The sequence below is a fragment of the Pseudomonas veronii genome, assembly GCF_002028325.1.
GTDB classification, from domain to species: Bacteria; Pseudomonadota; Gammaproteobacteria; order Pseudomonadales; family Pseudomonadaceae; genus Aquipseudomonas; species Aquipseudomonas veronii.
In genome coordinates, this window is the sequence record NZ_CP018420.1 from 6,302,016 (window position 1) to 6,325,380 (window position 23,365).

At 62.8% G+C, this 23,365-nt stretch carries 21 protein-coding genes; 12 read left to right on the plus strand and 9 right to left on the minus strand.

From position 1 onward, the window contains the following. Positions 1 to 148: 148 nt before the first annotated feature. Positions 149 to 667 carry a glycine cleavage system protein R gene (locus tag PverR02_RS29000; RefSeq protein WP_017847852.1) on the minus strand — a complete coding sequence of 173 codons (519 nt, stop codon included), beginning with the start codon at positions 665 to 667 and terminating at the stop codon, positions 149 to 151. Between the two features lie 388 nt (positions 668 to 1,055). Here PverR02_RS29000 and PverR02_RS29005 point away from each other — a divergent pair, with 388 nt between their 5' ends. Then, positions 1,056 to 3,233 (plus strand): malate synthase G, encoded by a 2,178-nt coding sequence (locus tag PverR02_RS29005; protein ID WP_046381831.1) that lies wholly within the window; start codon positions 1,056 to 1,058, stop codon positions 3,231 to 3,233. A gap of 156 nt (positions 3,234 to 3,389) precedes the next feature. On the opposite strand, the gene PverR02_RS29010 is transcribed toward PverR02_RS29005, so the two are convergent. After that, positions 3,390 to 3,836, minus strand: coding sequence for a response regulator (locus PverR02_RS29010; RefSeq protein WP_079444829.1), 447 nt, complete (start codon positions 3,834 to 3,836; stop codon positions 3,390 to 3,392). A gap of 247 nt (positions 3,837 to 4,083) precedes the next feature. Here PverR02_RS29010 and PverR02_RS29015 point away from each other — a divergent pair, with 247 nt between their 5' ends. The 8 genes from PverR02_RS29015 to PverR02_RS29050 all read left to right on the plus strand — a co-directional run bounded on the left by PverR02_RS29015 (position 4,084) and on the right by PverR02_RS29050 (position 14,284). Further along, on the plus strand, positions 4,084 to 6,006 hold the full coding sequence (locus PverR02_RS29015) for a DUF294 nucleotidyltransferase-like domain-containing protein (protein ID WP_032804651.1): 1,923 nt from the start codon (positions 4,084 to 4,086) through the stop codon (positions 6,004 to 6,006). Continuing rightward, on the plus strand, positions 6,003 to 6,710 hold the full coding sequence (locus tag PverR02_RS29020) for a 3'-5' exonuclease (RefSeq protein ID WP_017847856.1): 708 nt from the start codon (positions 6,003 to 6,005) through the stop codon (positions 6,708 to 6,710). Before PverR02_RS29015 ends, PverR02_RS29020 begins: the two co-directional genes overlap by 4 nt. A 97-nt stretch (positions 6,711 to 6,807) precedes the next feature. Continuing rightward, positions 6,808 to 7,326, plus strand: coding sequence for an RNA polymerase sigma factor (locus tag PverR02_RS29025; RefSeq protein ID WP_026140138.1), 519 nt, complete (start codon positions 6,808 to 6,810; stop codon positions 7,324 to 7,326). After that, positions 7,323 to 8,291, plus strand: coding sequence for a FecR domain-containing protein (locus PverR02_RS29030; RefSeq protein WP_046381829.1), 969 nt, complete (start codon positions 7,323 to 7,325; stop codon positions 8,289 to 8,291). Before PverR02_RS29025 ends, PverR02_RS29030 begins: the two co-directional genes overlap by 4 nt. A 228-nt stretch (positions 8,292 to 8,519) precedes the next feature. Beyond that, positions 8,520 to 10,949: a TonB-dependent siderophore receptor gene (locus tag PverR02_RS29035; RefSeq protein WP_079444830.1), complete on the plus strand. Its 2,430-nt coding sequence runs from the start codon at positions 8,520 to 8,522 to the stop codon at positions 10,947 to 10,949. 62 nt (positions 10,950 to 11,011) lie between these two features. Continuing rightward, entirely contained in the window at positions 11,012 to 12,115 is a 1,104-nt protein-coding gene (locus PverR02_RS29040; protein WP_079444831.1) for a PepSY-associated TM helix domain-containing protein, read from the plus strand. After that, complete coding sequence (locus PverR02_RS29045; RefSeq protein ID WP_079444832.1) at positions 12,112 to 12,294, plus strand: hypothetical protein; 183 nt, start codon at positions 12,112 to 12,114, stop codon at positions 12,292 to 12,294. Before PverR02_RS29040 ends, PverR02_RS29045 begins: the two co-directional genes overlap by 4 nt. A 1,360-nt stretch (positions 12,295 to 13,654) precedes the next feature. After that, positions 13,655 to 14,284: a glutathione S-transferase gene (locus tag PverR02_RS29050; protein ID WP_017847862.1), complete on the plus strand. Its 630-nt coding sequence runs from the start codon at positions 13,655 to 13,657 to the stop codon at positions 14,282 to 14,284. A gap of 84 nt (positions 14,285 to 14,368) precedes the next feature. Here the strand turns inward: PverR02_RS29050 and creD are convergent, their stop codons facing one another. From creD to rloA2, 4 genes are read right to left on the minus strand one after another with little or no spacing between them, the layout of a single operon-like run. Continuing rightward, a complete protein-coding gene (gene creD / locus PverR02_RS29055; RefSeq protein ID WP_079444833.1) occupies positions 14,369 to 15,742 on the minus strand; it encodes a cell envelope integrity protein CreD in 1,374 nt (457 codons plus the stop codon). Positions 15,743 to 15,793: 51 nt separating this feature from the next. After that, positions 15,794 to 17,233, minus strand: coding sequence for a two-component system sensor histidine kinase CreC (creC, locus tag PverR02_RS29060; protein ID WP_057003914.1), 1,440 nt, complete (start codon positions 17,231 to 17,233; stop codon positions 15,794 to 15,796). Next, complete coding sequence (gene creB / locus PverR02_RS29065; RefSeq protein WP_079444834.1) at positions 17,233 to 17,901, minus strand: two-component system response regulator CreB; 669 nt, start codon at positions 17,899 to 17,901, stop codon at positions 17,233 to 17,235. The genes creC and creB overlap by 1 nt, the downstream gene beginning before the upstream one ends. A gap of 9 nt (positions 17,902 to 17,910) precedes the next feature. Beyond that, complete coding sequence (gene rloA2, locus PverR02_RS29070) at positions 17,911 to 18,411, minus strand: retropepsin-like aspartic peptidase RloA2 (protein WP_017847866.1); 501 nt, start codon at positions 18,409 to 18,411, stop codon at positions 17,911 to 17,913. A gap of 172 nt (positions 18,412 to 18,583) precedes the next feature. Between rloA2 and PverR02_RS29075 the strand changes: the two genes are divergently transcribed. After that, positions 18,584 to 19,489: an acyltransferase gene (locus PverR02_RS29075; protein ID WP_079444835.1), complete on the plus strand. Its 906-nt coding sequence runs from the start codon at positions 18,584 to 18,586 to the stop codon at positions 19,487 to 19,489. A gap of 3 nt (positions 19,490 to 19,492) precedes the next feature. Here the strand turns inward: PverR02_RS29075 and PverR02_RS29080 are convergent, their stop codons facing one another. Then, on the minus strand, positions 19,493 to 19,696 hold the full coding sequence (locus PverR02_RS29080) for a hypothetical protein (RefSeq protein WP_017847868.1): 204 nt from the start codon (positions 19,694 to 19,696) through the stop codon (positions 19,493 to 19,495). Between the two features lie 303 nt (positions 19,697 to 19,999). Here PverR02_RS29080 and PverR02_RS29085 point away from each other — a divergent pair, with 303 nt between their 5' ends. After that, a complete protein-coding gene (locus PverR02_RS29085) occupies positions 20,000 to 20,476 on the plus strand; it encodes a hypothetical protein (RefSeq protein ID WP_017847869.1) in 477 nt (158 codons plus the stop codon). Between the two features lie 66 nt (positions 20,477 to 20,542). Here PverR02_RS29085 and PverR02_RS29090 read toward each other — a convergent pair whose 3' ends face one another. Beyond that, positions 20,543 to 21,115: a DUF2780 domain-containing protein gene (locus PverR02_RS29090; RefSeq protein ID WP_046381820.1), complete on the minus strand. Its 573-nt coding sequence runs from the start codon at positions 21,113 to 21,115 to the stop codon at positions 20,543 to 20,545. A 136-nt stretch (positions 21,116 to 21,251) separates the two neighbouring features. On the opposite strand from PverR02_RS29090, the gene PverR02_RS29095 reads away from it, so the two are divergent. Continuing rightward, a complete protein-coding gene (locus PverR02_RS29095) occupies positions 21,252 to 21,710 on the plus strand; it encodes an anti-sigma factor (RefSeq protein ID WP_057003918.1) in 459 nt (152 codons plus the stop codon). 292 nt (positions 21,711 to 22,002) lie between these two features. On the opposite strand, the gene fdhA is transcribed toward PverR02_RS29095, so the two are convergent. After that, positions 22,003 to 23,202: a formaldehyde dehydrogenase, glutathione-independent gene (gene fdhA / locus PverR02_RS29100; RefSeq protein ID WP_079444836.1), complete on the minus strand. Its 1,200-nt coding sequence runs from the start codon at positions 23,200 to 23,202 to the stop codon at positions 22,003 to 22,005. Positions 23,203 to 23,365: the final 163 nt, after the last annotated feature.

Genomic DNA, 23,365 nt, shown 5'->3' on the forward strand with positions numbered 1-23,365 from the left:
CTGATCCCCGCCATTTGTGTACAAGCCCTTGAAACTGCTCGTTTTTTGCTCAGGTGACGGAGAAGCACGGCCGGCGTGGCCTGGCGCCGGGTCTCTACAGGTTATCCACAGGCCCATGCAAGATTTCCATGCATAACCTTGTGGGTGGTTATTCCTCGCGGCGCAGTTCCAACTCCACCATCAAGTCATCGGCCAGGGTTTCCAGGGCTGCTTGCAGGGTGTCCAGCGCCAAGCCAGACGGCACCGCCAGTGATGCATCGGCGTGGAACAGCGGGTCGCCGCTCATCGGCGCCGGGCGCACGTCGGTGCTCAAGCGTTCGAGGTTCACCCCCTGCTTGCTCAACAGCGCGGTGATCTCACGCACGATCCCCGGCCGGTCGTTGCCCACCAGCGTCATGGTGATCGGTTTGGACGCCGCCGCCTGCCCGGCGCCGCTCTCGCCCACCAGCACGCGGATACCGTGTGTGGATAAGTCCTCCAGCGCATTCACCAGGGCCTGACGGTTCTCGGCGGGAACGCTGACCCTCAGAATCCCGGCAAACTGCCCGGCCATGTGCGCCATGCGGCTCTCCAGCCAGTTGCCGCCGTGGGCCGCGATGTTCTGCGCAATGCGTTCAACCAGGCCGGGTTTGTCGGCGGCAATGATAGTGAGTACAAGATGGTCCATGGCGAAGCCCTCTGGAATTCAATCTACAAGGTGGACGCAGATGCCCCCGAAAACAAATCGTGTACCATTTTTATATTTATCTGGAACAATCCATCTGTTTCTTGAGAACATCCAAGACCCCACTGTGACCATACGACCAAAGTGGGTCGCTAAACGACGTATTTAGTCTAATTTTCACAAGCGCAAGTCATCATGTAGTATGCGCAATCGCGCACTACATAACGTTGGGTCGATGTCTGCCACGGCAACCATGCTCCGCGACACAGCCTGCCCAGCCGCCTTCACAGGCATGTACCGGCGCAGCGTGCCCGCGGTTTAAATGGCCAGAGGCTTCATTGGTAAATTGAAAAGCTGAAAAGCGCATAAGCTCCGCAGAGTGAGGCAAGCAATGACTGAACACGTTCAAGTCGGTGGCCTGCAGGTCGCCAAAGTCCTGTTCGACTTCGTGAACAACGAAGCCATTCCCGGTACCGGCATCACTGCCGACCAGTTCTGGGCCGGTGCCGACAAGGTCATCCACGACCTGGCACCGAAGAACAAAGCCCTACTCGCCAAACGCGACGATTTCCAAGCGCGGATCGACACCTGGCACCAGACTCACGCCGGCCAGGCGCATGACCCGGTGGCCTACAAAGCCTTCCTGCAAGATATCGGATACCTGCTGCCAGAAGCCGCAGACTTCCAGGCCTCGACCCAAAACGTCGATGACGAAATCGCCCGCATGGCCGGCCCCCAGCTGGTTGTGCCGGTGATGAACGCCCGTTTCGCCCTCAACGCCTCCAATGCGCGCTGGGGCTCGCTGTATGACGCGCTGTATGGCACCGACGCCATCAGCGAAGCCGACGGCGCCGAAAAGGGCCAGGGCTACAACAAGGTGCGCGGCGACAAGGTCATCGCCTTCGCCCGCGCCTTCCTCGACGAAGCCGCGCCGCTCAGCGCCGGCAGCCACGTCGATTCCACTGGCTACAAGATCGTTGACGGCAAACTCGTGGTCAGCCTCAAAGGCGGCAGCAACAGCGGCCTGCGCGACGATGCCCAGTTGATCGGCTTCCAGGGCGACAGCGCCCAGCCGATTGCGATCCTGCTCAAACACAACGGCCTGCATTTCGAAATCCAGATCGATGCCAGCACCCCGGTCGGCCAGACCGACGCGGCCGGCGTCAAAGACGTGCTGATGGAAGCCGCGCTGACCACCATCATGGACTGCGAAGACTCCGTCGCCGCCGTCGATGCCGACGACAAAGTGGTGATCTACCGCAACTGGCTCGGCCTGATGAAAGGCGACCTGGCCGAAGAAGTGGCCAAAGGCGGCAAGACCTTCACCCGCACCATGAACGCCGACCGCGTCTACACCGGCGTGAACGGCCAGGACGTGACACTGCACGGTCGCTCGCTGCTGTTCGTGCGCAACGTTGGCCACTTGATGACCATCGACGCGATCCTCGACAAAAACGGCAACGAAGTACCGGAAGGCATTCTCGACGGCCTGCTCACCAGCCTGGCGGCGATCCACAGCCTCAACGGCAACAGCAGCCGCAAGAACAGCCGCACCGGTTCCGTGTACATCGTGAAACCGAAGATGCACGGCCCGGAAGAAGCGGCGTTCACCAACGAGCTGTTCGGCCGCATCGAAGACGTGCTGAACCTGCCGCGCAACACCCTCAAGGTTGGGATCATGGACGAGGAGCGCCGTACCACGGTCAACCTCAAGGCCTGCATCAAGGCCGCCAGCGAGCGCGTGGTGTTTATCAACACCGGCTTCCTCGACCGCACCGGCGATGAAATCCACACCTCCATGGAAGCCGGCGCGATGGTGCGCAAGGCCGCGATGAAGGCGGAAAAATGGATCGGCGCCTACGAAAACTGGAACGTCGATATCGGCCTCGCTACCGGCCTGCAAGGCCGTGCGCAGATCGGTAAAGGCATGTGGGCCATGCCCGACCTGATGGCGGCGATGCTCGAACAGAAAATCGCCCACCCGCTGGCCGGCGCCAACACCGCCTGGGTGCCGTCGCCGACGGCGGCTGCGTTGCACGCGTTGCACTACCACAAGGTCGACGTGTTCGCGCGCCAGGCCGAACTGGCCAAGCGCGAGCGCGCGTCGCTGGACGATATCCTGACCATCCCGCTGGCGAACAACCCTAACTGGTCGGACGAAGAAATCCGCAACGAGCTGGACAACAACGCCCAGGGCATCCTCGGTTATGTGGTGCGCTGGATCGACCAGGGCGTCGGCTGCTCGAAAGTGCCGGACATCAACGACATCGGCCTGATGGAAGACCGCGCCACCCTGCGCATTTCCAGCCAGCACATCGCCAACTGGCTGCGCCACGGCGTGGTCACTCAGGATCAGGTGATGGAAAGCCTCAAGCGCATGGCGCCGGTGGTAGACCGTCAGAATGCCGGGGATGCGTTGTACCGCCCGCTGGCGCCGGACTTCGATAGCAATATCGCGTTCCAAGCGGCGGTGGAGTTGGTGATTGAAGGCACCAAACAGCCTAACGGTTATACCGAGCCGGTGTTGCATCGCAGGCGTCGGGAGTTCAAGGCTAAAAACGGCCTGTAAATGAAAAAGCCCTGATCTTGCGATCAGGGCTTTTTCTTTGAGGCTTGTGGTGTCCGGAATGGCCTCATCGGGGGCAAGCCCCCTCCCACAGGATGTACGCGGTCAACTGTGGGAGGGGGCTTGCCCCCGATGAGGCCTTTACATACACCGCAAAAATCAGGACCTCATCCCCAACTCGCGCTTGACCATCTTCGCCAACTTCACGCTATCAATCGGCTTGAGCAGAAAGTCCACCACGCTCAAATGCATCGCATCGATCACATCCAGCGCTCCGGCGTTCCCGGACACGACGATGATCGGCAGCGCCGCGCGCTCGGATGCGCGCACTTCACGAATCAACTGGAGGCCATTGCTCGGCGCCATGCGCAGGTCGGTGATCAGCAACCCAATGGAGCGGCTCGAGTTCAAGAGTTTCAAGGCTGCCTCACCACTCTCGGCGGTCATGCAGCGAATCCCGTCCAGGCCCAGGATTTCCGCCAGCAGTTCGCGCGCGTCCTTGTCGTCGTCGACGATCAACACGCGTTGTGGCGGTAAATCAGGCTTCAGCATCACAGCGCTCAGCGCTTCGCGCTCGGCATCACTCAAAATATCGTGGTCGGACATACGGTTCTCAGCTAGCTCTCATCAATCTCCCAGCACACTCGTCAGACATCTGCGGAAGGGCGAACAATGTGCACTTCGTCGGAAAGTTTGCCTAGTGGGCGTTCTACGGGGTTTGGACGATCGTCATGTAAGGTTTTTCCCTAGTTATGCGCCGTTTTCATCGACCTAGACTTACGTCCAATGGGCACCCGCCGTGCAGGAGTCGACCATGCAGGACGATAACGACAAAAACATCGCGGTCATAGTTATGAGTAAAGCTGATGCATTCGCCCAGGCGGGAAAAACTGCGGTGTTGCAGAACATCCACGGCACCTTGCAGTTCCTGCAACGCTTCCCGCCGTTCAACCAAATGGAAAACGCGCACCTCGCGTTCCTGGTAGAGCAGTGCCAATTGCGCTTTTATGGCCCCGGCGAAAGCATCCTCAAGCCGTCGGCCGGGCCGGTGGAGCACTTTTACATCGTCAAGCAGGGCCGGGTCATCGGCGAACGGCCGGATTCGGCCGAACCCACCTTTGAGATTGCCACCGGCGAGTGCTTCCCCCTTGCGGCACTGCTGGGCGAACGTGCGACGCGCACCGAGCACAAGGCCGCCGAAGACACCTTCTGCCTGCAACTGAACAAGCCGGCGTTTATCAAGCTGTTCGCGCTGTCCAGCGAGTTCCGCGATTTCGCCTTGCGCGGCGTCAGCAGCCTGCTTGATCAGGTCAACCAGCAAGTGCAGCAAAAAGCCGTGGAAACCCTCGGCACCCAATACTCCTTGAACACCCGCCTCGGCGAGCTGGCCATGCGCCACCCGGTGACGTGCAGCCCGGCTACTCCGTTGCGCGAAGCGGTGACGCTGATGCACGAGCAACAGGTCGGCAGCATTGTGATCGTGGATGAGCACAAGGCGCCCCTGGGGATCTTCACCCTGCGCGATCTGCGCCAGGTGGTGGCCGACGGCACAAGCGACTTCACCCTGCCGATCGACGCGCACATGACCCATGCGCCGTTCTTCCTCACCCCGGACCACAGCGCCTTCGACGCCGCCATCGCAATGACCGAACGGCATATCGCCCACGTGTGCCTGGTCAAAGACCAGCGTCTGTGCGGCGTGGTGTCCGAGCGCGACCTGTTTTCCCTGCAACGCGTGGACCTGGTCCACCTGGCCCGTACCATCCGCAACGCACCCAAGGTGGAAAACCTGGTGGCGATACGCGGCGAGATCGGCCAGTTGGTGGAGCGCATGCTGGCCCACGGCGCGTCGTCGACCCAGATCACCCACATCATTACCCTGCTCAACGATCACACCGTGTGCCGAGTCATCGAGCTGACCCTCGCCGACAAAGGCGACCCCGGCGTGCCGTTCACCTGGCTGTGTTTCGGCAGCGAAGGCCGGCGCGAGCAGACGCTCTACACCGACCAGGACAACGGCATCCTGTTCGACGCCAAGGACGCCGCCGAAGCGGCTGAGATCCGCGCGCGCCTGCTGCCCCTCGCGCAGCAGATCAACCAGAGCCTGGCGCAGTGCGGCTTCACCTTGTGCAAAGGCAACATCATGGCCGGCAACCCCGAGCTGTGCCTGTCGCGGGCCGAATGGGCGCGACGGTTTGCGGCGTTCATCCGCGAAGCCACGCCGGAGAACCTGCTGGGGTCGACCATCTATTTCGACCTGCGGGTGGTGTGGGGCGATGAACAGGGCTGTGAACAACTGCGCCAGGGCATTCTCGACCAGGTCGCGGATAACCGCCTGTTCCAGCGCATGCTGGCGGAGAACGCCTTGCGCCAGCGCCCGCCGGTGGGGCGCTTCCGCGATTTCGTGCTGACGCGCAAAGGCGGCGAAAAAGCCACCCTCGACCTCAAGGTGCAAGGCCTGACGCCCTTTGTCGACGGCGCGCGCCTGCTGGCCCTGGCCAACGACGTCCACGCCATCAACACCCTGGAGCGCCTGCGCCAGTTGGTGGTCAAGGAAGTGATCGAGCCGCTGGATGGCGCCGCCTATGAAGAGGCGTATCACTTTATCCAGCAAACCCGCATGCAGCAGCACCAATTGCAGATGCGGGAAAACCAGCCGTATTCCAACCGCGTCGACCCCGACAGCCTCAACCATCTGGACCGGCGCATCCTGCGCGAATCCCTGCGCCAGGCCCAGCGCCTGCAAAGCAGCCTGACCGTGCGGTATCAGCTGTGAACTTATTTGGTTGGTTGCGCACGGCCAAACCCCATCTCGACGCAACACAACAGCAGCGCCTGGCGCAGTTACCCCAGCCGGTCGCGCTGGGCGACGCCGCATTGCGCAGCCAGCGCTGGGTGGTGCTGGACCTGGAAACCAGCGGCCTGAACCTCAACCGCGATCAGGTGTTGTCCATCGGTGCGGTGGTGATCGAGGACGGCGCGGTGGATTTTTCCCAGATGTTCGAGCGCACCCTGCAACGCGCCGAAACAAAACTCAGCCCCAGCGTGCTGATCCACGGTCTCGGCCCCAGCGCGATCGCCGCCGGCAGTGACCCAGTGGACGCGTTGCTGGATTTCATGGAGTTCGTCGGCGACAGCCCGTTGCTGGCCTTCCATGCGCGGTTCGATCAACACATGCTGGCCCGGGCGCTCAAGGACAGCCTGGGTTATCGCCTGGCCCATACCTTCCTCGACGTGGCCGACATCGCCCCGCTGCTGTACCCCGAGGCGCTGCTGCGCGAAGCCGGGCTGGACGACTGGATCGACCACTTCCACCTGCAGGTGGGCGAACGCCATCACGCCAGCGCCGACGCCCTGGCCACTGCGGAGCTGATGCTGATCCTGCTCAGCCGCGCGCGCCAGCAGCACATCGACACACCGCGCGCCCTGCAAGCACGTTTGAGCCAATGGAAACGGCGCAAGCAAGCGCCATCGTTTTAATAGCACCGCCGGACAGACGCCAATTGCGCCCGCTGCACGCCTCTGACACAATCGCGAATAATTCTCGTTAGTTTAAACTTGTTTATTCGGTGATGCCTTGTCGTCGGTCCAGACCCCACACAGTGAGCTTGTCGGTGCGTTGTATCGCGACCATCGCGGCTGGCTGCTGGCCTGGCTGCGGCGCAATGTGGCCTGCCCGAGCCGCGCCGAAGACCTGAGCCAGGACACCTTCATGCGCCTGCTCGGCCGCGACGGGTTGCGCGAACCCCGCGAGCCCCGCGCCTTCCTGGTGGCGATCGCCAAAGGCTTGCTGTTCGACTACTTCCGCCGCGCCGCCCTGGAACAGGCCTACCTCAGCGAATTGATGCTGATCCCGCAAAGCGAACAGCCGTCACCGGAAGACCAGCAACTGATCCTCGAAGACCTCAAGGCCATCGACCGCCTGCTCGGCACGCTGTCGAGCAAGGCCCGCGCCGCGTTCCTCTACAACCGCATCGACGGCCTGGGCCACGCCGACATCGCCCGGCGCCTCGGCGTGTCGGTGCCGCGCGTGCGCCAGTACCTGGCCCAGGGCATCCGTCAGTGCTACATCGCGTTGTATGGCGAGCCGCTGTGAGTGCGATCAGTTGCAAACCGGTGTCGGCCCGGGTGCTGGATGCGGCGATTGCCTGGCAGCTGTCCCTCGACTCAGGGGACGGCAGCGCCGTGGAACAGGAGGAGTTCGCCAAATGGCTGGCCAGCGATGCAGAACATGCCCGCGCCTGGCGCCAACTGGGCCTGCTCGACCAGCGCTTCAGCGTGGCCTCGGGCCCGGCGCGGGCGGCATTGTTGCAGTCACGCGAGGGCATTCGCCAGCGCGTGCGCAAACTCGGCAGCGGCCTGGCGAGTATCGCACTGGTCTGCGGCCTGGCCTTGTTTGCCGGGGAGCGTTATGTACCGCTCCACTATTGGCTGGCCGATCAACGCACCGCCACCGGCGAACAACGCACGCTGACACTGGCGGACGGCACGCAGATCAACCTCAACACCCACAGCGCCATCGATGTGCGCTTCGATGAAAAACGCCGGCTGATCGTGTTGCAGGAAGGCGAAATCCTCGTCGAAACCGGCCACAACGATGCGCGCCCGTTCTATGTGCAGACCCGCGACGGCAGCCTGCGCGCGCTGGGCACGCGGTTTATCGTCAAGCGCGAGGACGCCGCCACGCGCCTGAGCGTGCTGCAATCGGCGGTGGCCGCGCAACCCGAGGCGCTGCATCAGGAACAGATCTTCAAGGCCGGCCAGCAAGTGCTGATGCGCAGCGACAGCCTCGGCCCGCTGCTCGCCGTCACCCCCGCCACCGACGCCTGGACCCGCGGCATGCTGGTGGTGGACAACGCCCGCCTGGGCGATGTGGTCGAGGAACTGAGCCGTTATCGCCGCGGCTACCTGGGTGTGGATAACGCCGTGGCCGACCTGCGCATCACCGGCAGCTTCCCGCTGCACGACACCACCCTGGCGCTCAACGCGCTGCTGCCGACGCTGCCGGTGCGGATCGAACAGCGCACGCCGTGGTGGGTGACGGTGAAGGGTAGGCCCTAGGTCCGGCGGTGTCGGGGATATTGCTCGCGCGAGAAATCCCGCTCCCACCTTCGACCGCATTGTATCAGGCTGAACGCGGTCGAAGGTGGGAGCGGGCTTGCCCGCGATGACGCCCTCAAGAACACCGAATAGCCCCAGGCAACAATTATTTTCCCCAAGCCCTATCACTTTTCGAATCTCGCTCGGCACATGGGTAATTGCGAATTACTTCCATTCAGGAGCCGCCCTATGTCCCGCACGCTAGACACCTTGTTGCGCCCCAGCCTGTTAGCCGTGGCCATTGCCCTCAGCACCCCGCTGGCCAGCAGCGCGCTGATCGCCGCCGAGCAAGCGTCCAGCGTGCGCGCCTACAACCTGCCCGCCGCGCCATTGGCCGCCACCCTGAACCAGATCGCCAGCCAGGCCGGCCTCGCACTGACCCTCAGCCCGGCACTGGCCGCGGGCAAAACCTCGGCGCCGGTCCAGGGCCAGTTCGACGCCCCGGGCGCACTGCGCGAGGCACTGCGCGGCAGCGGCTTGCAGGTGGAGCAGAGCAGCGCGGGGACTTACACGCTGGTGGCGATTGCGGACGGGGTCGTGGCGTTGCCGCAAACCAGCATCGTTGCCCAGGGCAACACTGAAAGCGCCTGGGGCCCGGTGCAGGGCTACCTGGCGACGCGTACCGCCGCCGGCACCAAGACCGATACCGCGCTGGTCGAAGCACCGCGCTCGATCTCCGTCGCCACCCGCGAGCAGATGCAGGACCGCAACGTCCAGAACCTGGATGACGCCGTCAAATACATGCCCGGCATTGTGTCCGCCAGCTACGGCAGCGACACCCGCTACGACTGGATGCGCGTTCGCGGCTTCGAACCGACCCAATTCCTCGACGGCCTGCCGTTGCCACGCGGCGTGTACGCCAACCCCAAGGCCGAAACCTGGAACCTGGATCGCCTCGCCCTGCTGCGTGGCCCGGCCTCCTCGGTCTATGGCCAGACCCCGCCGGGCGGCCTGCTGGACATGGTCAGCCGGCGCCCCAGCGCGGAGTCGAGCCATGCCATTCAAGTGCAATACGGCAGTGACAACTATCGCCAGATCAATTTCGCCAGCACCGGCAAGATCGATGATGAAGGCCAGTTCCTCTATGGCGTCAGCGGCGTGGTCCGGGATGCTGGCACCCAGGTCGACCATATCGACAACAAGCGCTACAACATCGCCCCCAGCCTGGTCTGGAACATCGACACCGACACCAAGCTGACCCTGCTCTCGCAGTTCACCCGCGACGATACCGGCACCACCAGCCAGTTCCTGCCGATCCAGGGCACCAAGATCAAATCGCCGCTGGGCGAGGTCTCCCACCACAAGAACCTCGGCGATCCGGACTATGAATTTTACGACCGCACCTACTACGCGCTGGGCTATGCGTTCGAGCATCGCTTCAACGATACATGGCAGTTCCGCCAGAACCTGCGCTACACCAAGTCGGAGCTGGCGTTCCAGCAACTGACCGTGGGCTCACTGATCTACGGCCCTGCCGACGCTGCGGGCAACATCGGTCGTTCGTCGACCAACGTTGACGAAAACATCGGCCAATTCGCGGTCGACAACCATTTCCAGGCTGACTTCAACACGGCTGACATCACGCACACCCTGTTGCTGGGGCTCGATCATCAACGCACCGACACTTCGTATCTGTCGATTTTCGGCAGCGCCGGGACGACCAATATCTTCAACCCGACCTATGGCCAGACGATCGTCCGCCCGCCGCGCTCCGACGCGTACTACGACTACAACCAGAAAACCATACAGACCGGCCTCTACGTGCAAGACCAGATGGCCTTCGACAAATGGCGCCTGACCCTCGGCGGGCGTGAAGACTGGGTGCATCAGGGCACCACGTACTTCAACAAGGACGACGCGACCAACACCGACCGCAGCCGGAACTTCAGTGGCAACGCGGCGCTGAGCTATGTCTTCGATTCGGGCTTCGTGCCGTACCTGTCCTACGCCGAGTCCTTCCAGCCGGCGAGCAATGCCAGCGTCGACCCGGTCAAATCGTACAAGCCCACGCAGGGCAAGCAATGGGAACTGGGGGTCAAGTATCAGCCTCCCGGCTCCAACACATTGCTCAGCGCAGCGGTTTACGACCTGACCCAGAAAAACGTGCTGGTCACCAGCTTCGGCGCCGGGGGCGAATCGGTGACCGACCAGACCGGCGAAGTGAAGGTCAAGGGCCTGGAACTCGAAGCCGTGTCTGACGTGAGTGAAAACCTCAAGCTGATAGCCGCCTACACCCTGGCCAAGTCCGAAGTGCAAAAAGGCCAATACAAGGGCAACCGCCTGCAGTTGATGCCGAACCAGCAAGCCTCCCTGTGGACGGACTACACCTGGCACAGCGGCATGCTCGACGGTTTCGGCATTGGCGCCGGGGCCCGCTACACCGGCAATACCTATGGCGACCAGGGCAATACCTGGACGGGCAAGGCCAACGCCTACACGGTGTTCGACGCCGCCGTGCATTACGACCTCGGCCGCCTGGACAACAGCCTCAAAGGCGCCTCGCTGAAACTGAACGCGACCAACCTGTTCGACAAGGACTACCTCTCCACCTGTGACGGTTCCTACTGCTACTTCGGCGACCAGCGCAGTGTGGTCGCCAGCGCCACCTACCAGTGGTAAACGACTGAGTTGACCTCCCGGCCGCCTCCAGGGGCGGCTTGGGTGTGTCTGAAGGCCAACAAATGAAAAGCCGAACCATCCGCCGCTGGTCCTTTATCCACACCTGGACCAGCCTGATCTGCACCTTGTTCCTGCTGTTGCTCGCCCTTACCGGCCTGCCGTTGATTTTCCACCACGAGCTCGATCACCTGCTGGGCAACGAACCCGAGCTGCAGCAGATGCCCGCCGACACACCACAGCTGAACCTCGAGCAACTGGTGGCCAAAGCCCAGGCGCATCGCCCTGGCGAAGTCATGCAATACCTGGCGTGGGACGAAGACGACCCGCACGGCGTGATCGCGATCATGGCCGCCACCGCCGGCACCGAACCCAATGCGTCGCACACGTTCATGCTCGACGCGCGCACCGGCGCAACCGTGGAGATGCCGTCGGCCAACGGCGGCTTGACGCTGTTCCTGCTGCGCCTGCATGTGGATATGTTCGCCGGCCTGCCGGGCAAGTGGCTGCTGGCGTTCATGGGCCTGTTGTTTGTGCTGGCGATTGTCTCGGGCACGCTGCTTTACCTGCCGTTCATGCGCCGCTTGACGTTCGCCACCGTGCGCCAGGACAAATCCACCCGCCTGCGTTGGCTCGACCTGCACAACCTGATCGGCGTGGTCACCCTGACCTGGGCGCTGGTGGTCGGCGTGACCGGCGTGATCAGCGCCTGTGCCGATCTGATCATCGCCGCCTGGCGCAACGACAGCCTCAGCGCAATGATCGAACCGTACCAGCACGCCCCGCCGCTGACCCTGCGCGCACCGGCCAACGATCTGCTCACGATCGCCGCCGCAGCCGCGCCCGGCATGCAGCCGGACTTCATCGCCTTCCCCGGCACGCGCTTTTCCAGTGAGCACCATTACGCGGTGTTCATGAAGGGCAGCACCCACCTGACCTCGCACCTGCTCACGCCGGTGCTGATCGACGCCAGCAGCCTGGCCGTCACCGCGATCGCCGAGCGGCCGTGGTACATGGACGCCATGGGCATGTCGCAGCCGCTGCACTTCGGCGACTACGGCGGCATGCCGATGAAAATCCTCTGGGCGCTACTGGATGGGCTGACCATCGTCGTGCTCGGCAGCGGTGTGTACCTGTGGTGGGTGCGGCGCAAGGCGGGCAAGGCATGAGGCCGCGTCAATCGAGTTTCTGGAAAGTGTTCGGCATTCCGCTGGGGATCGGCCTGCTCAGCGCCGTCGGTTTGTTTGCCGCGTTGCTGGGGGATGGGCTGTGGGATGCGCTGAGTTGGGTCGGGTTGGGTATTCCTGCGGTCGTTGGGACTTGGGCGCTGTTCAGGCGGCGTGGCTGAGGACGCCATCGGGGGCAAGCCCCCTCCCACATTTGGAATGCATTCCCCTGTGGGAGGGGGCTTGCCCCCGATGAGGCCCTCAAGAACCACAGGAATCCCCCTCGCCAGCCACGGCGCAACCCACTAGGCTAGCGACTGCCCATCCCATCCAGAGGGATGGGCTGTGGGATGCGCTGAGTTGGGTCGGGTTGAGTATTCCTGCGGTCATTGGGACTTGGGCGTTGTTCAGGCGGCGTGGCTGAGGACGCCATCGGGGGCAAGCCCCCTCCCACATTTGGAATGCATTCCCCTGTGGGAGGGAGCTTGCCCCCGATGAGGCCCTCAAGAACCACAGCCCCCCCTCGCCAGCCACCGCGCAACCCACTAGGCTAGCGACTGCCCATCCCATCCAGAGGGATTGGCTGTGGGATGCGCTGAGTTGGGTCGGGTTGGGTATTCCTGCGGTCATTGGGACTTGGGCGTTGTTCAGGCGGCGTGGCTGAGGACGCCATCGGGGGCAAGCCCCCTCGCACATTTGGAATGCATTCCCCTGTGGGAGGGGGCTTGCCCCCGATGAGGCCCTCAAGAACCACAGCCCCCCTCGCCAGCCACCGCGCAACCCACTAGGCTAGCGACTGCCCATCCCATCCAGAGGGATGGGCTGTGGGATGCGCTGAGTTGGGTCGGGTTGGGTATTCCTGCGGTCATTGGGACTTGGGCCTTGTTCAGGCGGCGTGGCTGAGGACGCCATCGGGGGCAAGCCCCCTCCCACATTGGAATGCACTCCCCTGTGGGAGGGGGCTTGCCCCCGATGAGGCCCTCAAGAACCACAGCCCCCCTCGCCAGCCACCGCGCAACCCACTAGGCTAGCGACTGCCCATCCCATCCAGAGGGATTGGCTGTGGGATGCGCTGAGTTGGGTCGGGTTGGGTATTCCTGCGGTCGTTGGGACTTGGGCGTTGTTCAGGCGGCGTGGCTGAGGGCCTCATCGGGGGCAAGCCCCCTCCCACATTTGGAATGCACTCCCCTGTGGGAGGGGGCTTGCCCCCGATGAGGCCCTCAAGAACCACAGCCCCCCTCGCCAGCCACCGCGCAACCCACTAGGCTAGCGACTGCCCATCCCATCCAGAGGGATTGGCTGTGGGATGCGCTGAGTTGGGTCGGGTTGGGTATTCCTGCGGTCGTTGGGACTTGGGCGTTGTTCAGGCGGCGTGGCTGAGGGCCTCATCGGGGGCAAGCCCCCTCCCACATTTGGAATGCATTCCCCTGTGGGAGGGGGCTTGCCCCCGATGAGGCCCTCAAGAACCACAGGAATCCCCCTCGCCAGCCACGGCGCAACCCACTAGGCTAGCGACTGCCCATCCCATCCAGAGGAATGCCTATGTCCGCTCCCAGCATGACCTTGTTCCACAACCCCGCTTCGCCGTTCGTGCGCAAAGTCCGCGTGCTGCTGGCCGAAACCGGCCAGCAGAACCGTGTGGCCCTGCAGCTCTGCATGCCGACACCGGTCAACCCGGACGTGCAACTGGTCAACGAAAACCCGGTGGGCAAGATCCCGGCCTTGCGCCTGGCCGATGGCACGGTGTTGCACGACAGCCGGGTGATCCTCGATTACCTCGACCACCAGCACGTCGGCAACCCGCTGATCCCGCGTGACGGCTCGGCCCGCTGGCGCCGCCTGACCCTGGCCTCGATGGCCGACGCCATCATGGATGCCGCCGTGCTGGTGCGTTACGAGAGCGCCCTGCGCCCGCCGGAAAAACACTGGGCGCCGTGGCTCGACGAACAGCGCAACAAGATCCGGCGCACCCTGGCGGAGCTGGAAGCGGATGCGATTGCCGAACTGGCCAGCCACTTCGATATCGCCGCGATCAGCGTGGCCTGCGCCTTGGGTTACCTGGATTTCCGCCACCCGGACCTGCACTGGCGCGACGCCAACCCCCAGCTCGCCGCCTGGTACGCCGAAGTCAGCCAGCGCCCTTCGATGCTTGAGACACAGCCGCCGGTTTGACCCTGCGCATAGGTGGCGCAGGAAACAACGCCACAATCCTCGCCACCAACTGCGCTCGCTCCCGCTGGTCCTCACGCAACCCGATCATTGCACGGCCTCCAGATCGAATGCCAAAGGCTCGGCCGCCTTGCGTTTGCCCACGCCGTACCAATCCAGTTTGCGTGTCAGCACCATCACCGTCCCCAGCAGGCCGAACAGCAACAGCGAGCCCATCAGCAGCGCGTAGTCCTCGGCACTCAACAGCCCGTACAACAAGCCATACAACGCCGCCAGCCCGGCCGAAAACCCCAGGCCGTGGGCGACGCTGCGCAGCACATGGCACACGTAGAAACCAATCAACAACACACAGGCACTGGCCGAGATCAGGTACGCCAAGGCAAAGCCCAGGTGCTCGGACAACGACAGCAACAACAGGTAGAAAAACGCCAGGGCGAACCCCACCAGGGCGTACTGGATCGGATGCACCGCCAAGCCCTTGAGCACTTCGAACAGGAAGAAACCGGCAAAGGTCAGGGCGATGAACAGCAGCGCATATTTGATCGCGCGGTCGCTCTTGAGGTACTGGTCCACCGGGTCGATGAAGTTCACCCCGAAGCTGCGGTTGTTGAAGTCGTCACAGCCGCGTTCGTCCAGGCAGCCGCGCAGGGCTTCTTCGAGGTTGGTGGAGAAGAATGAGGTCTGCCAGTTGGCGCTGAAGCCCTTGTCGGTGACTTCCCGTTGCGCCGGCAGGAAGTTGCCGATGAAGCTCGGGTGCGGCCAGTTGGAGGCCAGCGTGACCTGGCTGGTCTTGCCCACCGGTACCACTTGCAGTTGCTCGGTGCCTTGCAGGCGCAGGTCGAAGGCGAAGTCCAGCGCGGCCGGGGTTTTGCTGTCCAGCTCCGGCAGCGCCACATGCACCCCCTCGCCCAGCCACTCGACGTGGGTGCCTGGCGCAAACTCCAGGCGCTGGCTGCCCAGCTCCAGCTTCAGTGCGTTTTCGATACCGCGAATATCGCTGATACCCACCGCCAGAAACGCCGGCTCAAAGCGGTAATCGGCGAAATTTTCCTTGATGCCCCATTGCTCCGGCAAGACGAAGCGTCCGCTGATGCGGTTGTCGGCGTGGAACAGCCGGGCCTGGTAGATGCCACGCGCGCGCAGTTCGGTCTGCACCCGCCCGTCGAGCTCAAAACGCTCCGGCAGGAAATACAGACGACCGCGCACTTCACGGGTTTCCTCGTAGCGCCTGTTGAGTTTTTCATTGAGCTTCCACTCGCGGACAGTCTTGCGGTACGGCACCACCATCACCGGGCCGGTGAGGCGCTGGCTGTAGCTGGAGCTACGGGCGATATCCATCAGGACACTGTCGCGAGTGTATTGGCGGTCGGCGATGAGGCCGTTGATCATCAGCAATGGAATCAGCAATAGCAGGATCAATAGCGCAATCGCGCCAAGTTTGAAAAGCAGGCTGCGGTTCATGGGGCTCTCCCTGTTTTGATGGGGAAAGCGTGAGCCGCGCATGTGGGAAATTTATGTGGGCAATGTGGAGACTGTGTGGAGATGCAGCACCACTTGCACGCCACCGTGTACGTTGCCGATCTGCAACGTGCCGCCATGCAGCTTCATCACTTCCTCGACAAAGTTGAGGCCCAGGCCGGTGCTTTTGCGCCCGCTGGCCGGACGCGGCAGCGAGTAGAAACGCTCGCTCAGGCGCGGCAAGGCGTAGTCGGGAATCGGCGCGGCCTGGTTGAACAGGCTGACCTGCACAGCGTTGTGCCGGGTCTGTGCGCTGAACCGCAACACCCCGCCCGCCGGCGTGAAGTCCAGGGCGTTGTCGAGCAGGTTGCCCAGGGCCTGGCGCAGCAGGAACGGTTCGCCGAAGACCTTCACCTCAGCGCCGATCGTTTGTTCGATGCACAAGCCGGCCCCTTCGATGCGCGCGCATTGGGCCTTGAGCACATCGTCCACCAGCGCGGCCAGCGGCAGGCTGGCTTGCGCCTCCAGGCCCTGGCGTTGCTCGACCTGGGCCAGGTTCAGCAAGCGCTCGATCAACTGCTGCAGGCGGGTACTTTCGCTGTCGATATTGCCGACAAAGCGCTGTTGCTGCTCGCGGCTCATGTCGCCCTGCAACAGCTCGGCCGCGCCGCGAATCGCCGCCAGCGGGCTCTTCAATTCGTGGGTCAGGGTGTGGACGTAATGCTCCACATAAGCCTTGCCCTCCAGCTGTGTCCGCATGTGCTCCACAGCGGTGGACAACTGCTTCAGCTCGCCGCCACGGTAATGCGGCAATTCGGCGCGCCGCCCCTCGCTGACCGCCTCGGCATACGCGGTAAGCCGGCGCAGTGCCACGCTCAACCACCACGACAACAGCGCGCCGAGCAGCAGGCCGAGGATCACCAAGCCGGCGCCGTACCACAGCAACCGGTGCTCGGTGCGATCGACATAAGGCTGCAGCGAACTGTTCGGCTTGGCCACCGTGACCACGCCGATGATCTGCCCATTGTCGCGAATCGGCGCGCCCACGTGCATCACCGACGAGGCCGGATCATCCGGCGCGCTGCGGGTGGAACGCGCGCCGTACTCGCCGCGCAGGGTCAGGTACACGTCGTTCCATTTGGAGTAGTCCTGGCCCACGGCTTCGCCGCTGGAGTCGAGCAACACCATGCCGTTGGCGTCGGTCACGTAGATGCGGTGGTTGACCTGGTTTTTCGGCAGGCCCCAGATGGTCGCGCCCGGCTGACGGGTGCCGTAGGCCTTGAGCAGCTCCGGCCAGTGGCTTTGGGCGAGGGTGCCGTTCTTGACGTCGTTGCGCAGGATTTCCGCCAGCAGGTTGGCGGTGTCCACCAGGGTTTCTTCGGTGGACTGGCGCACGCCGGGGCGGATTTCCTTCATCACGGTGTTTAGCACGAAGTAACCGGTGAAGCCGATAAACAGCGCGTAGACCAGGAAAAACCGCAGCCCCAGGCGCATCAGCTGTGGCTCGGGCTGTAGCTGTAGCCGAGGCCGCGATGGGTCTGGATCGGTTCGGCCTGCGCCGACACGCTGCGTAATTTGCTGCGCAGGCTTTTGATATGGCTGTCGATATTGCGCTCATAGCCGGCATCGGCCGGCACGCCGACCGCGTCCAGCAGTTGTTCGCGACTGAACACACGCTCGGGTTGTTCCAGCAGGCTTTGCAGCAAGCGGAACTCATGGCGGGTCAGGCTCAGTGCCAGGCCACGGTAGGTGATCTGCATACGCTCCAGGTCGACCTGGAACAACGCCGGAGCGACGCCAGGGCCGACGCGCTTGAGGATCGCCCTGACCCGCGCCGCCACTTCCCGTGGGCTGAACGGCTTGACCACATAATCGTCGGCACCGATCTCCAGCCCGACCACGCGGTCGATCTCGCTATCGCGGGCACTGAGAAACATCACCGGCACTTCGCTGAAACGCCGCAGTTGCTTGCAGGTTTCAAAGCCGCTGATGTCGGGCAGGCCGATGTCGAGGATGATCAGGTCGGCCGGGGTCTGGCGCTGGTGGGCCAGCGCTTCCTGGCCGAGGCTCAGCCAGGTGGTGGTAAAGCCCTCGCCTTGCAGGGCGAAAACCAGTGTGTCGGCTATCGCCGCTTCGTCTTCGACAATCAGGATATGCGGCATGGCGGTCCGTCAGCAGTCCGGCTTGTCGGCGGTGTAGCGACGCGCCGGGTTCACCGCGGCGCCGAACTCACGCAGCGCCTTGGCGCCGATCAGCAGCGGGTAGTTGAAGCTGCTGCGGTCGGTGAGGTTGACCTCGACGGTGCGCTTGACGTTGCCCAGGCACATTTCCAGGTCGATCACCGGGCGCGTGGCCACGGTGGCTTCTTCCTTGTCCTCGTCTTCGTCGGCACGGCTCTTGATCTTGCTGATGCGCGCCACCTTGTGTTCGTAGACTTTGTTGCCGGCGTCCTTGCCGCCGACGCGGAAGCGCACCCAATCGTCGCCGTCACGGGTGAAGGTCTCGATGTCACGGGCCGACAGCGAGGCGGTCAGCGCGCCGGTGTCCATCTTGGCCTTGAAGGTTTCGCCGATCTCCGGCAGTTGGATGTATTCGTAGCGGCCGTAAACGGTCGGTTCGGCGGCCATGACGGGCAAGACCGCCAGGGCGAGCGAGGCAAGGAGCAGTTTCACGAAGTGATTTCCTCGGAAAGAAGTAGGCGAATTCTAGACCGCAAAGGCAGCACTTAGTTAGTTCGGCAACCATACCCGGCATATTGTGAAACATTCGTCGGGCGATTTGCGATTTGGCCTCTAGACGCCGCTCTCTTATTATGTCCCGCCCACAGGATTCCAAGAGTTACTTATGCGCCGCCTGCTCACCGGCTGTTTCGTCTCGCTGCTGCTCCTGCTCAACACCCTGGTCCTGATCGGGCCGCTGACGGTGTTTGCCCTGCTCAAGCTGGTGGCCCCCGGTCGCTATCGCGATTACGCGTCATGGGCCGTGATGTGGATCGCCGAGACCTGGGCCGAAATCGACAAACTGATCTTCGCGCTGTGCATCCCGACCCAATGGGACATCCGCGGCGCAGACGACCTGCGCGGCGACACTTCGTACCTGGTGATCAGTAACCACCAATCCTGGGTCGATATCCCCGCGCTGATCCAGGCCCTCAACCGCCGCACGCCGTTCTTCAAGTTCTTCCTGAAGAAAGAACTGGTCTGGGTGCCCTTCCTGGGCCTGGCCTGGTGGGCGCTGGATTATCCGTTCATGAAGCGCTACACCAAGGCGTTCCTGGCCAAGCACCCGGAACTGGCGGGCCAGGACTTGAAGATCACCCGCCAGGCCTGCGAGCTGTTCAAGCGCCAGCCGGTGACGGTGGTCAACTACCTGGAAGGCACCCGGTTCAGCGAGGCCAAGCGTGCCCAGCAAGGCTCACCGTTTGCCCGCCTGCTCAAGCCCAAGGCCGGCGGCGTGGCGTTTGTGTTGGCGGCACTGGGCGAACAACTGGATGCCGTGCTCGACGTGACCGTGGTCTATCCGCAAGCGAAGACGCCGGGGTTCTGGGATCTGATCAGCGGGGCGGTACCGAAGGTGATCATCGATATCCGCACCCGTGAGCTGGACCCGGCGCTGTGGCAGGGCGACTACGAAAACGACCCGGCGTTTCGCCAGGTCGTACAGAACTGGGTGAACCGGCTCTGGATGGAGAAGGATCAGCGGATTCAGGAACTGCGAGGCGAAACCGCTGGGGCCTTATGGGCAAAGTAACCGTTACGGGCGCTTAGGCCACGTGGCCGAATCGTCACCGGTACGCCACCCGTGCGCTATCTCGATGGTGTCGTGACTGCTCACGGTATCAGCCTGCTCCTGGCTGGCGTCGTGGGGCGCTTTTCCTTGCTCTGCGGCAGCGGGCTTGTGGGTCGCGGCGTGATACGAAGCGCTAGCGAGAGCGTTGTAGGTGTTGACGATGTTCATGGAAGACTCCTACCTGACCGGATTGAAGAATCCACCCCAGGAGGGTTGGTTTTCCTGGAGCAGTCCCCGTAGGTGGTGAAACATCCCACACAGTTCCTCGGGAGTTGTTGCGCAGCATTGCCAAACGAGGGGCTGACTCAATCCTCGGCTACCCGCGCCCCACGCCTGGACCCGCTTGCCCTGCAGCGAACCCGCGATAGGGCATCGTCTGAAAACGCATAAAAAACTGTCAGAGTTAACAGTTCCGCCCGCCTTGGGCGGCTGATTAGGCTAAGGACTCCATCTCAGTCGAGTGCCCTGATCATGACCATCAAAGTCCTCTTCGCCGGCATAGCGTTACTGACAGCAGCGAACATTGCCCATGCAGAAATGGCCACGTGCCCCGCAGTCAGTTCAATAAAAGCTACGCCGTATACCGACCCGGACCTTCCTCCGGACTTCAACCAAGGCTTCAAATACGAAGCCCCCGGGCCCGGTGGCCAGATGTGGGAGGGCCAGTCCACGGCCACAAGCGAGACCTACCTCGAACCTAAATACAACCTGATGTTAGTCAGTGCCGAAATGATCCACGGGAAAATACTCTGCAGTTATGGCGGTACAACGCAAAGAGAAAACGCAGAGCCGGTAAACAACGTTTCCAAACCCTATGTTCAATTGGGCCTGCCGTTTAACAACCCGAAGGCCGCGACCGGTACAGCATGGAAAGGAACCAGCTGCGGGAATCAAGGCGGCGCTGTATCGATCGACGCCTCCCAATGTACTTTTGAGTACCAACCGTAACGCTGTTCCCCGCAACCTGCCGGCCACTTCAAAGCGGGGTCGAACCCGCTTTGAAGGACCACGGCCTTAGCTGCCGGTGCCCCAAGCCTGGCCCAGTTTGCCCAGCAGCGAACTGTTGGCACCCTGGCCGCCCAGGTATTGCAGGATCACCGGGGCGAATTGGCCGATCATGCCGCTGTCCATGCCCAGCGCGCTGAACGCGGTGTTCAGGTCGTTGGTGTTCTTCACGTTACCCAGCAGGCCGTCGAGGCCGCTGGTCTTGCTGCCGCCGCTCTGGCCGAGCATCCCGCTCAAGGCGCCGAGGCTGCCCAACGCATTGCTGCCCGACAGTTGATCGAGACCCGGCACGCTTTTCCCCAGTTGCGAATAGTCGCTGCTGCTCAGTTGGTTCCTGGCCAGGCCCAGCATGGCGCCGGTGCCGCCGACGGCTTGCTCGGGGGTGACATTCAATTGTGAGGTCAGGGCACTCAGCAAACCGGCCGTTTCGGACGACGGCGCAACGGCAGCGGCTTTGTTGTTGCCGCCCTGCATACCGGAAATCGCATTGGCCGCATCGCCAAGGCTGAACCCGGCGGCGAATACCGGGCCGGCTGCCAGGGTCATCAGGCAGGAAAGGGCGAAACCGCGTGAAATCTTCATCGAAACAACCTCTGGATGTAGGGGTGAAAGCAGGCGTTTGACTGGCCTTTTCGTCACTTGTTCCAAACCCGCTCCGGAACCCAACTGCGATAAGCCGGTCCATGAACTGACTACACAATTTGTCAGGAAGAGACTTATGACGACGATCCACCCCCAAGTGATTGATCACAAGCCTTCATTCTGGAGCCGCCCGCGCCTGTTCATCGGCGCCTGCGCTGTAGTGGCCGCCGGTATCGGCGGCGCGCTCTACACCCAGGACAGCGTCAAATCCGCCGCCACCCTGGTGACCACCACTCAGCAGCCGGCAGCGCAGATCATGGCCCACAAGGACTACCTGGAAGTGCAGCCGATTGCCTCCACGGCCCCTGCCCCTGATCAGAGCCTGGAACTGTGGGCCATCCCCGAGGACGGCACGCCGGTATCCCTCGGCCTGTTGCCGGAAGATGGCAAAGGCATCATCGGCTTGAATCCACGCCAGCAGGAATCCATCAGCAAACCGGTGGGCTTGATGGTGAGCTCGGAAACCAAGGGTGGATCGGTGAGCAAGCAGCCGACCGGGCCGACGGTGTATCAAGGCGCGCTGGCGATTCGTTAAGCCACGGGCACCGCGGATTTCGCAGTGCCCTGCTGCTCCGGCATCCAATCAACCCCGTTCGTACACCGCCAATGCCAATGGCAATGGCAATGGCAATGGCAAAACGTGGTCAGGGTTCAGGAGGCTAACGGAAAGCTATTCTGCGACTATGGTGGAAAAACACTTGAAGTACAGACGGAAAATGAAGAGGGCAAGCCAGAAACTATAAAATCGACCGCTAACCTTCGACTCTCGGCCCCACTCTAATTGATAAGGGCGCCCGTCGAGGCGCCCTTGTTTTTTGCTCTAGCGTTTACGCCGCGCTGAACAACTTATGCGGATCAATCACAAACTTCTTCGGCACGCCCGCATCAAACTCGCCATACCCACGCGGCGCGTCATCCAGGCTGATCACCTCAACCCCGACGATGTCGGCAATGTGAATGCGGTCCCACATGATCGCCTGCATCAACTGGCGGTTGTACTTCATCACCGGCGTTTGCCCGGTGTGGAAGCTGTGGGATTTGGCCCAGCCCAGACCAAAACGGATGCTCAGGCTGCCCATCTTCGCGGCGGCGTCGACGGCGCCAGGGTCTTCGGTGACGTACAAGCCGGGGATACCGATCTTGCCCGCCACGCGCACCACGCCCATCAGTGAGTTGAGCACCGTGGCCGGGGCTTCGTGCTTGACGCCGTCATGCCCGTGGCCGCGTGCTTCGAAGCCCACGCAGTCGACGGCACAGTCCACTTCCGGCTCACCGAGCAAGGCAGCGATCTGTTCGTGCAGCGGCGTGTCGGTGGACAGGTCGACCACTTCAAACCCTTGCGCCTTGGCGTGGGCCAGGCGGATGGCGTTGACGTCGCCGATGATCACCACCGCCGCGCCCAGCAGGCGTGCGGAAGCGGCAGCGGCCAGGCCGACCGGGCCGGCACCGGCGATGTAGACGGTGCTGCCAGGGCCAACGCCGGCGGTGACGGCGCCGTGGTAGCCGGTGGGCAGGATGTCGGAGAGGCAGGTCAGGTCGCGGATTTTCTCCATGGCCTTGTCGCGGTCCGGCAGTTTCAGCAGGTTGAAGTCGGCGTAAGGCACCAGCACGTATTCGGCCTGGCCGCCAGTCCAGTCGCCCATGTCGACATAGCCGTAGGCGCCACCGGCACGGGCCGGGTTGACGGTGAGGCACACGCCGGTGTGTTGCTCTTTGCAGGAGCGGCAGCGGCCGCAGGCAACGTTGAAGGGCACGGACACCAGGTCGCCGATTTTCAGGTTCTCGACGTCGCTGCCCTTCTCGATCACTTCACCGGTGATCTCGTGACCGAGCACCAGGCCGGTCTGGGCAGTGGTGCGGCCGCGCACCATGTGTTGGTCGGAGCCGCAGATGTTGGTGGAGACCACGCGCAGGATGACGCCGTGCTCAATCTTCCTGCCACGGGGGTCCTGCATTTTGGGATAGTCGATTTTCTGTACTTCGACCTTGCCGTTGCCGAGATACACGACACCACGATTACCAGACATGCTTTCACCTCGCTGTTGTTTTTATGAAAGCGCGTTGCCCGTGGGTGGGCAGCGCGTTGAGTGCTCGGGTTACAGATGCTGTTTCTTGTGTTGTTTGTTAGGGCCTCATCGGGGGCAAGCCCCCTCCCACAGTTGAATGTGTTCACAAATCAAAATGTGGGAG

Coding starts and splice junctions, on each gene's coding strand:
- PverR02_RS29000 (WP_017847852.1), bottom strand. CDS start 667: ATGGACCATCTTGTACTCACTATCATTGCCGCCGACAAACCCGGCCTG.
- PverR02_RS29005 (WP_046381831.1), top strand. CDS start 1,056: ATGACTGAACACGTTCAAGTCGGTGGCCTGCAGGTCGCCAAAGTCCTG.
- PverR02_RS29010 (WP_079444829.1), bottom strand. CDS start 3,836: ATGTCCGACCACGATATTTTGAGTGATGCCGAGCGCGAAGCGCTGAGC.
- PverR02_RS29015 (WP_032804651.1), top strand. CDS start 4,084: ATGAGTAAAGCTGATGCATTCGCCCAGGCGGGAAAAACTGCGGTGTTG.
- PverR02_RS29035 (WP_079444830.1), top strand. CDS start 8,520: ATGTCCCGCACGCTAGACACCTTGTTGCGCCCCAGCCTGTTAGCCGTG.
- PverR02_RS29040 (WP_079444831.1), top strand. CDS start 11,012: ATGAAAAGCCGAACCATCCGCCGCTGGTCCTTTATCCACACCTGGACC.
- PverR02_RS29045 (WP_079444832.1), top strand. CDS start 12,112: ATGAGGCCGCGTCAATCGAGTTTCTGGAAAGTGTTCGGCATTCCGCTG.
- PverR02_RS29050 (WP_017847862.1), top strand. CDS start 13,655: ATGTCCGCTCCCAGCATGACCTTGTTCCACAACCCCGCTTCGCCGTTC.
- creD (WP_079444833.1), bottom strand. CDS start 15,742: ATGAACCGCAGCCTGCTTTTCAAACTTGGCGCGATTGCGCTATTGATC.
- creC (WP_057003914.1), bottom strand. CDS start 17,233: ATGCGCCTGGGGCTGCGGTTTTTCCTGGTCTACGCGCTGTTTATCGGC.
- creB (WP_079444834.1), bottom strand. CDS start 17,901: ATGCCGCATATCCTGATTGTCGAAGACGAAGCGGCGATAGCCGACACA.
- PverR02_RS29075 (WP_079444835.1), top strand. CDS start 18,584: ATGCGCCGCCTGCTCACCGGCTGTTTCGTCTCGCTGCTGCTCCTGCTC.
- PverR02_RS29080 (WP_017847868.1), bottom strand. CDS start 19,696: ATGAACATCGTCAACACCTACAACGCTCTCGCTAGCGCTTCGTATCAC.
- PverR02_RS29085 (WP_017847869.1), top strand. CDS start 20,000: ATGACCATCAAAGTCCTCTTCGCCGGCATAGCGTTACTGACAGCAGCG.
- PverR02_RS29090 (WP_046381820.1), bottom strand. CDS start 21,115: ATGAAGATTTCACGCGGTTTCGCCCTTTCCTGCCTGATGACCCTGGCA.
- PverR02_RS29095 (WP_057003918.1), top strand. CDS start 21,252: ATGACGACGATCCACCCCCAAGTGATTGATCACAAGCCTTCATTCTGG.
- fdhA (WP_079444836.1), bottom strand. CDS start 23,202: ATGTCTGGTAATCGTGGTGTCGTGTATCTCGGCAACGGCAAGGTCGAA.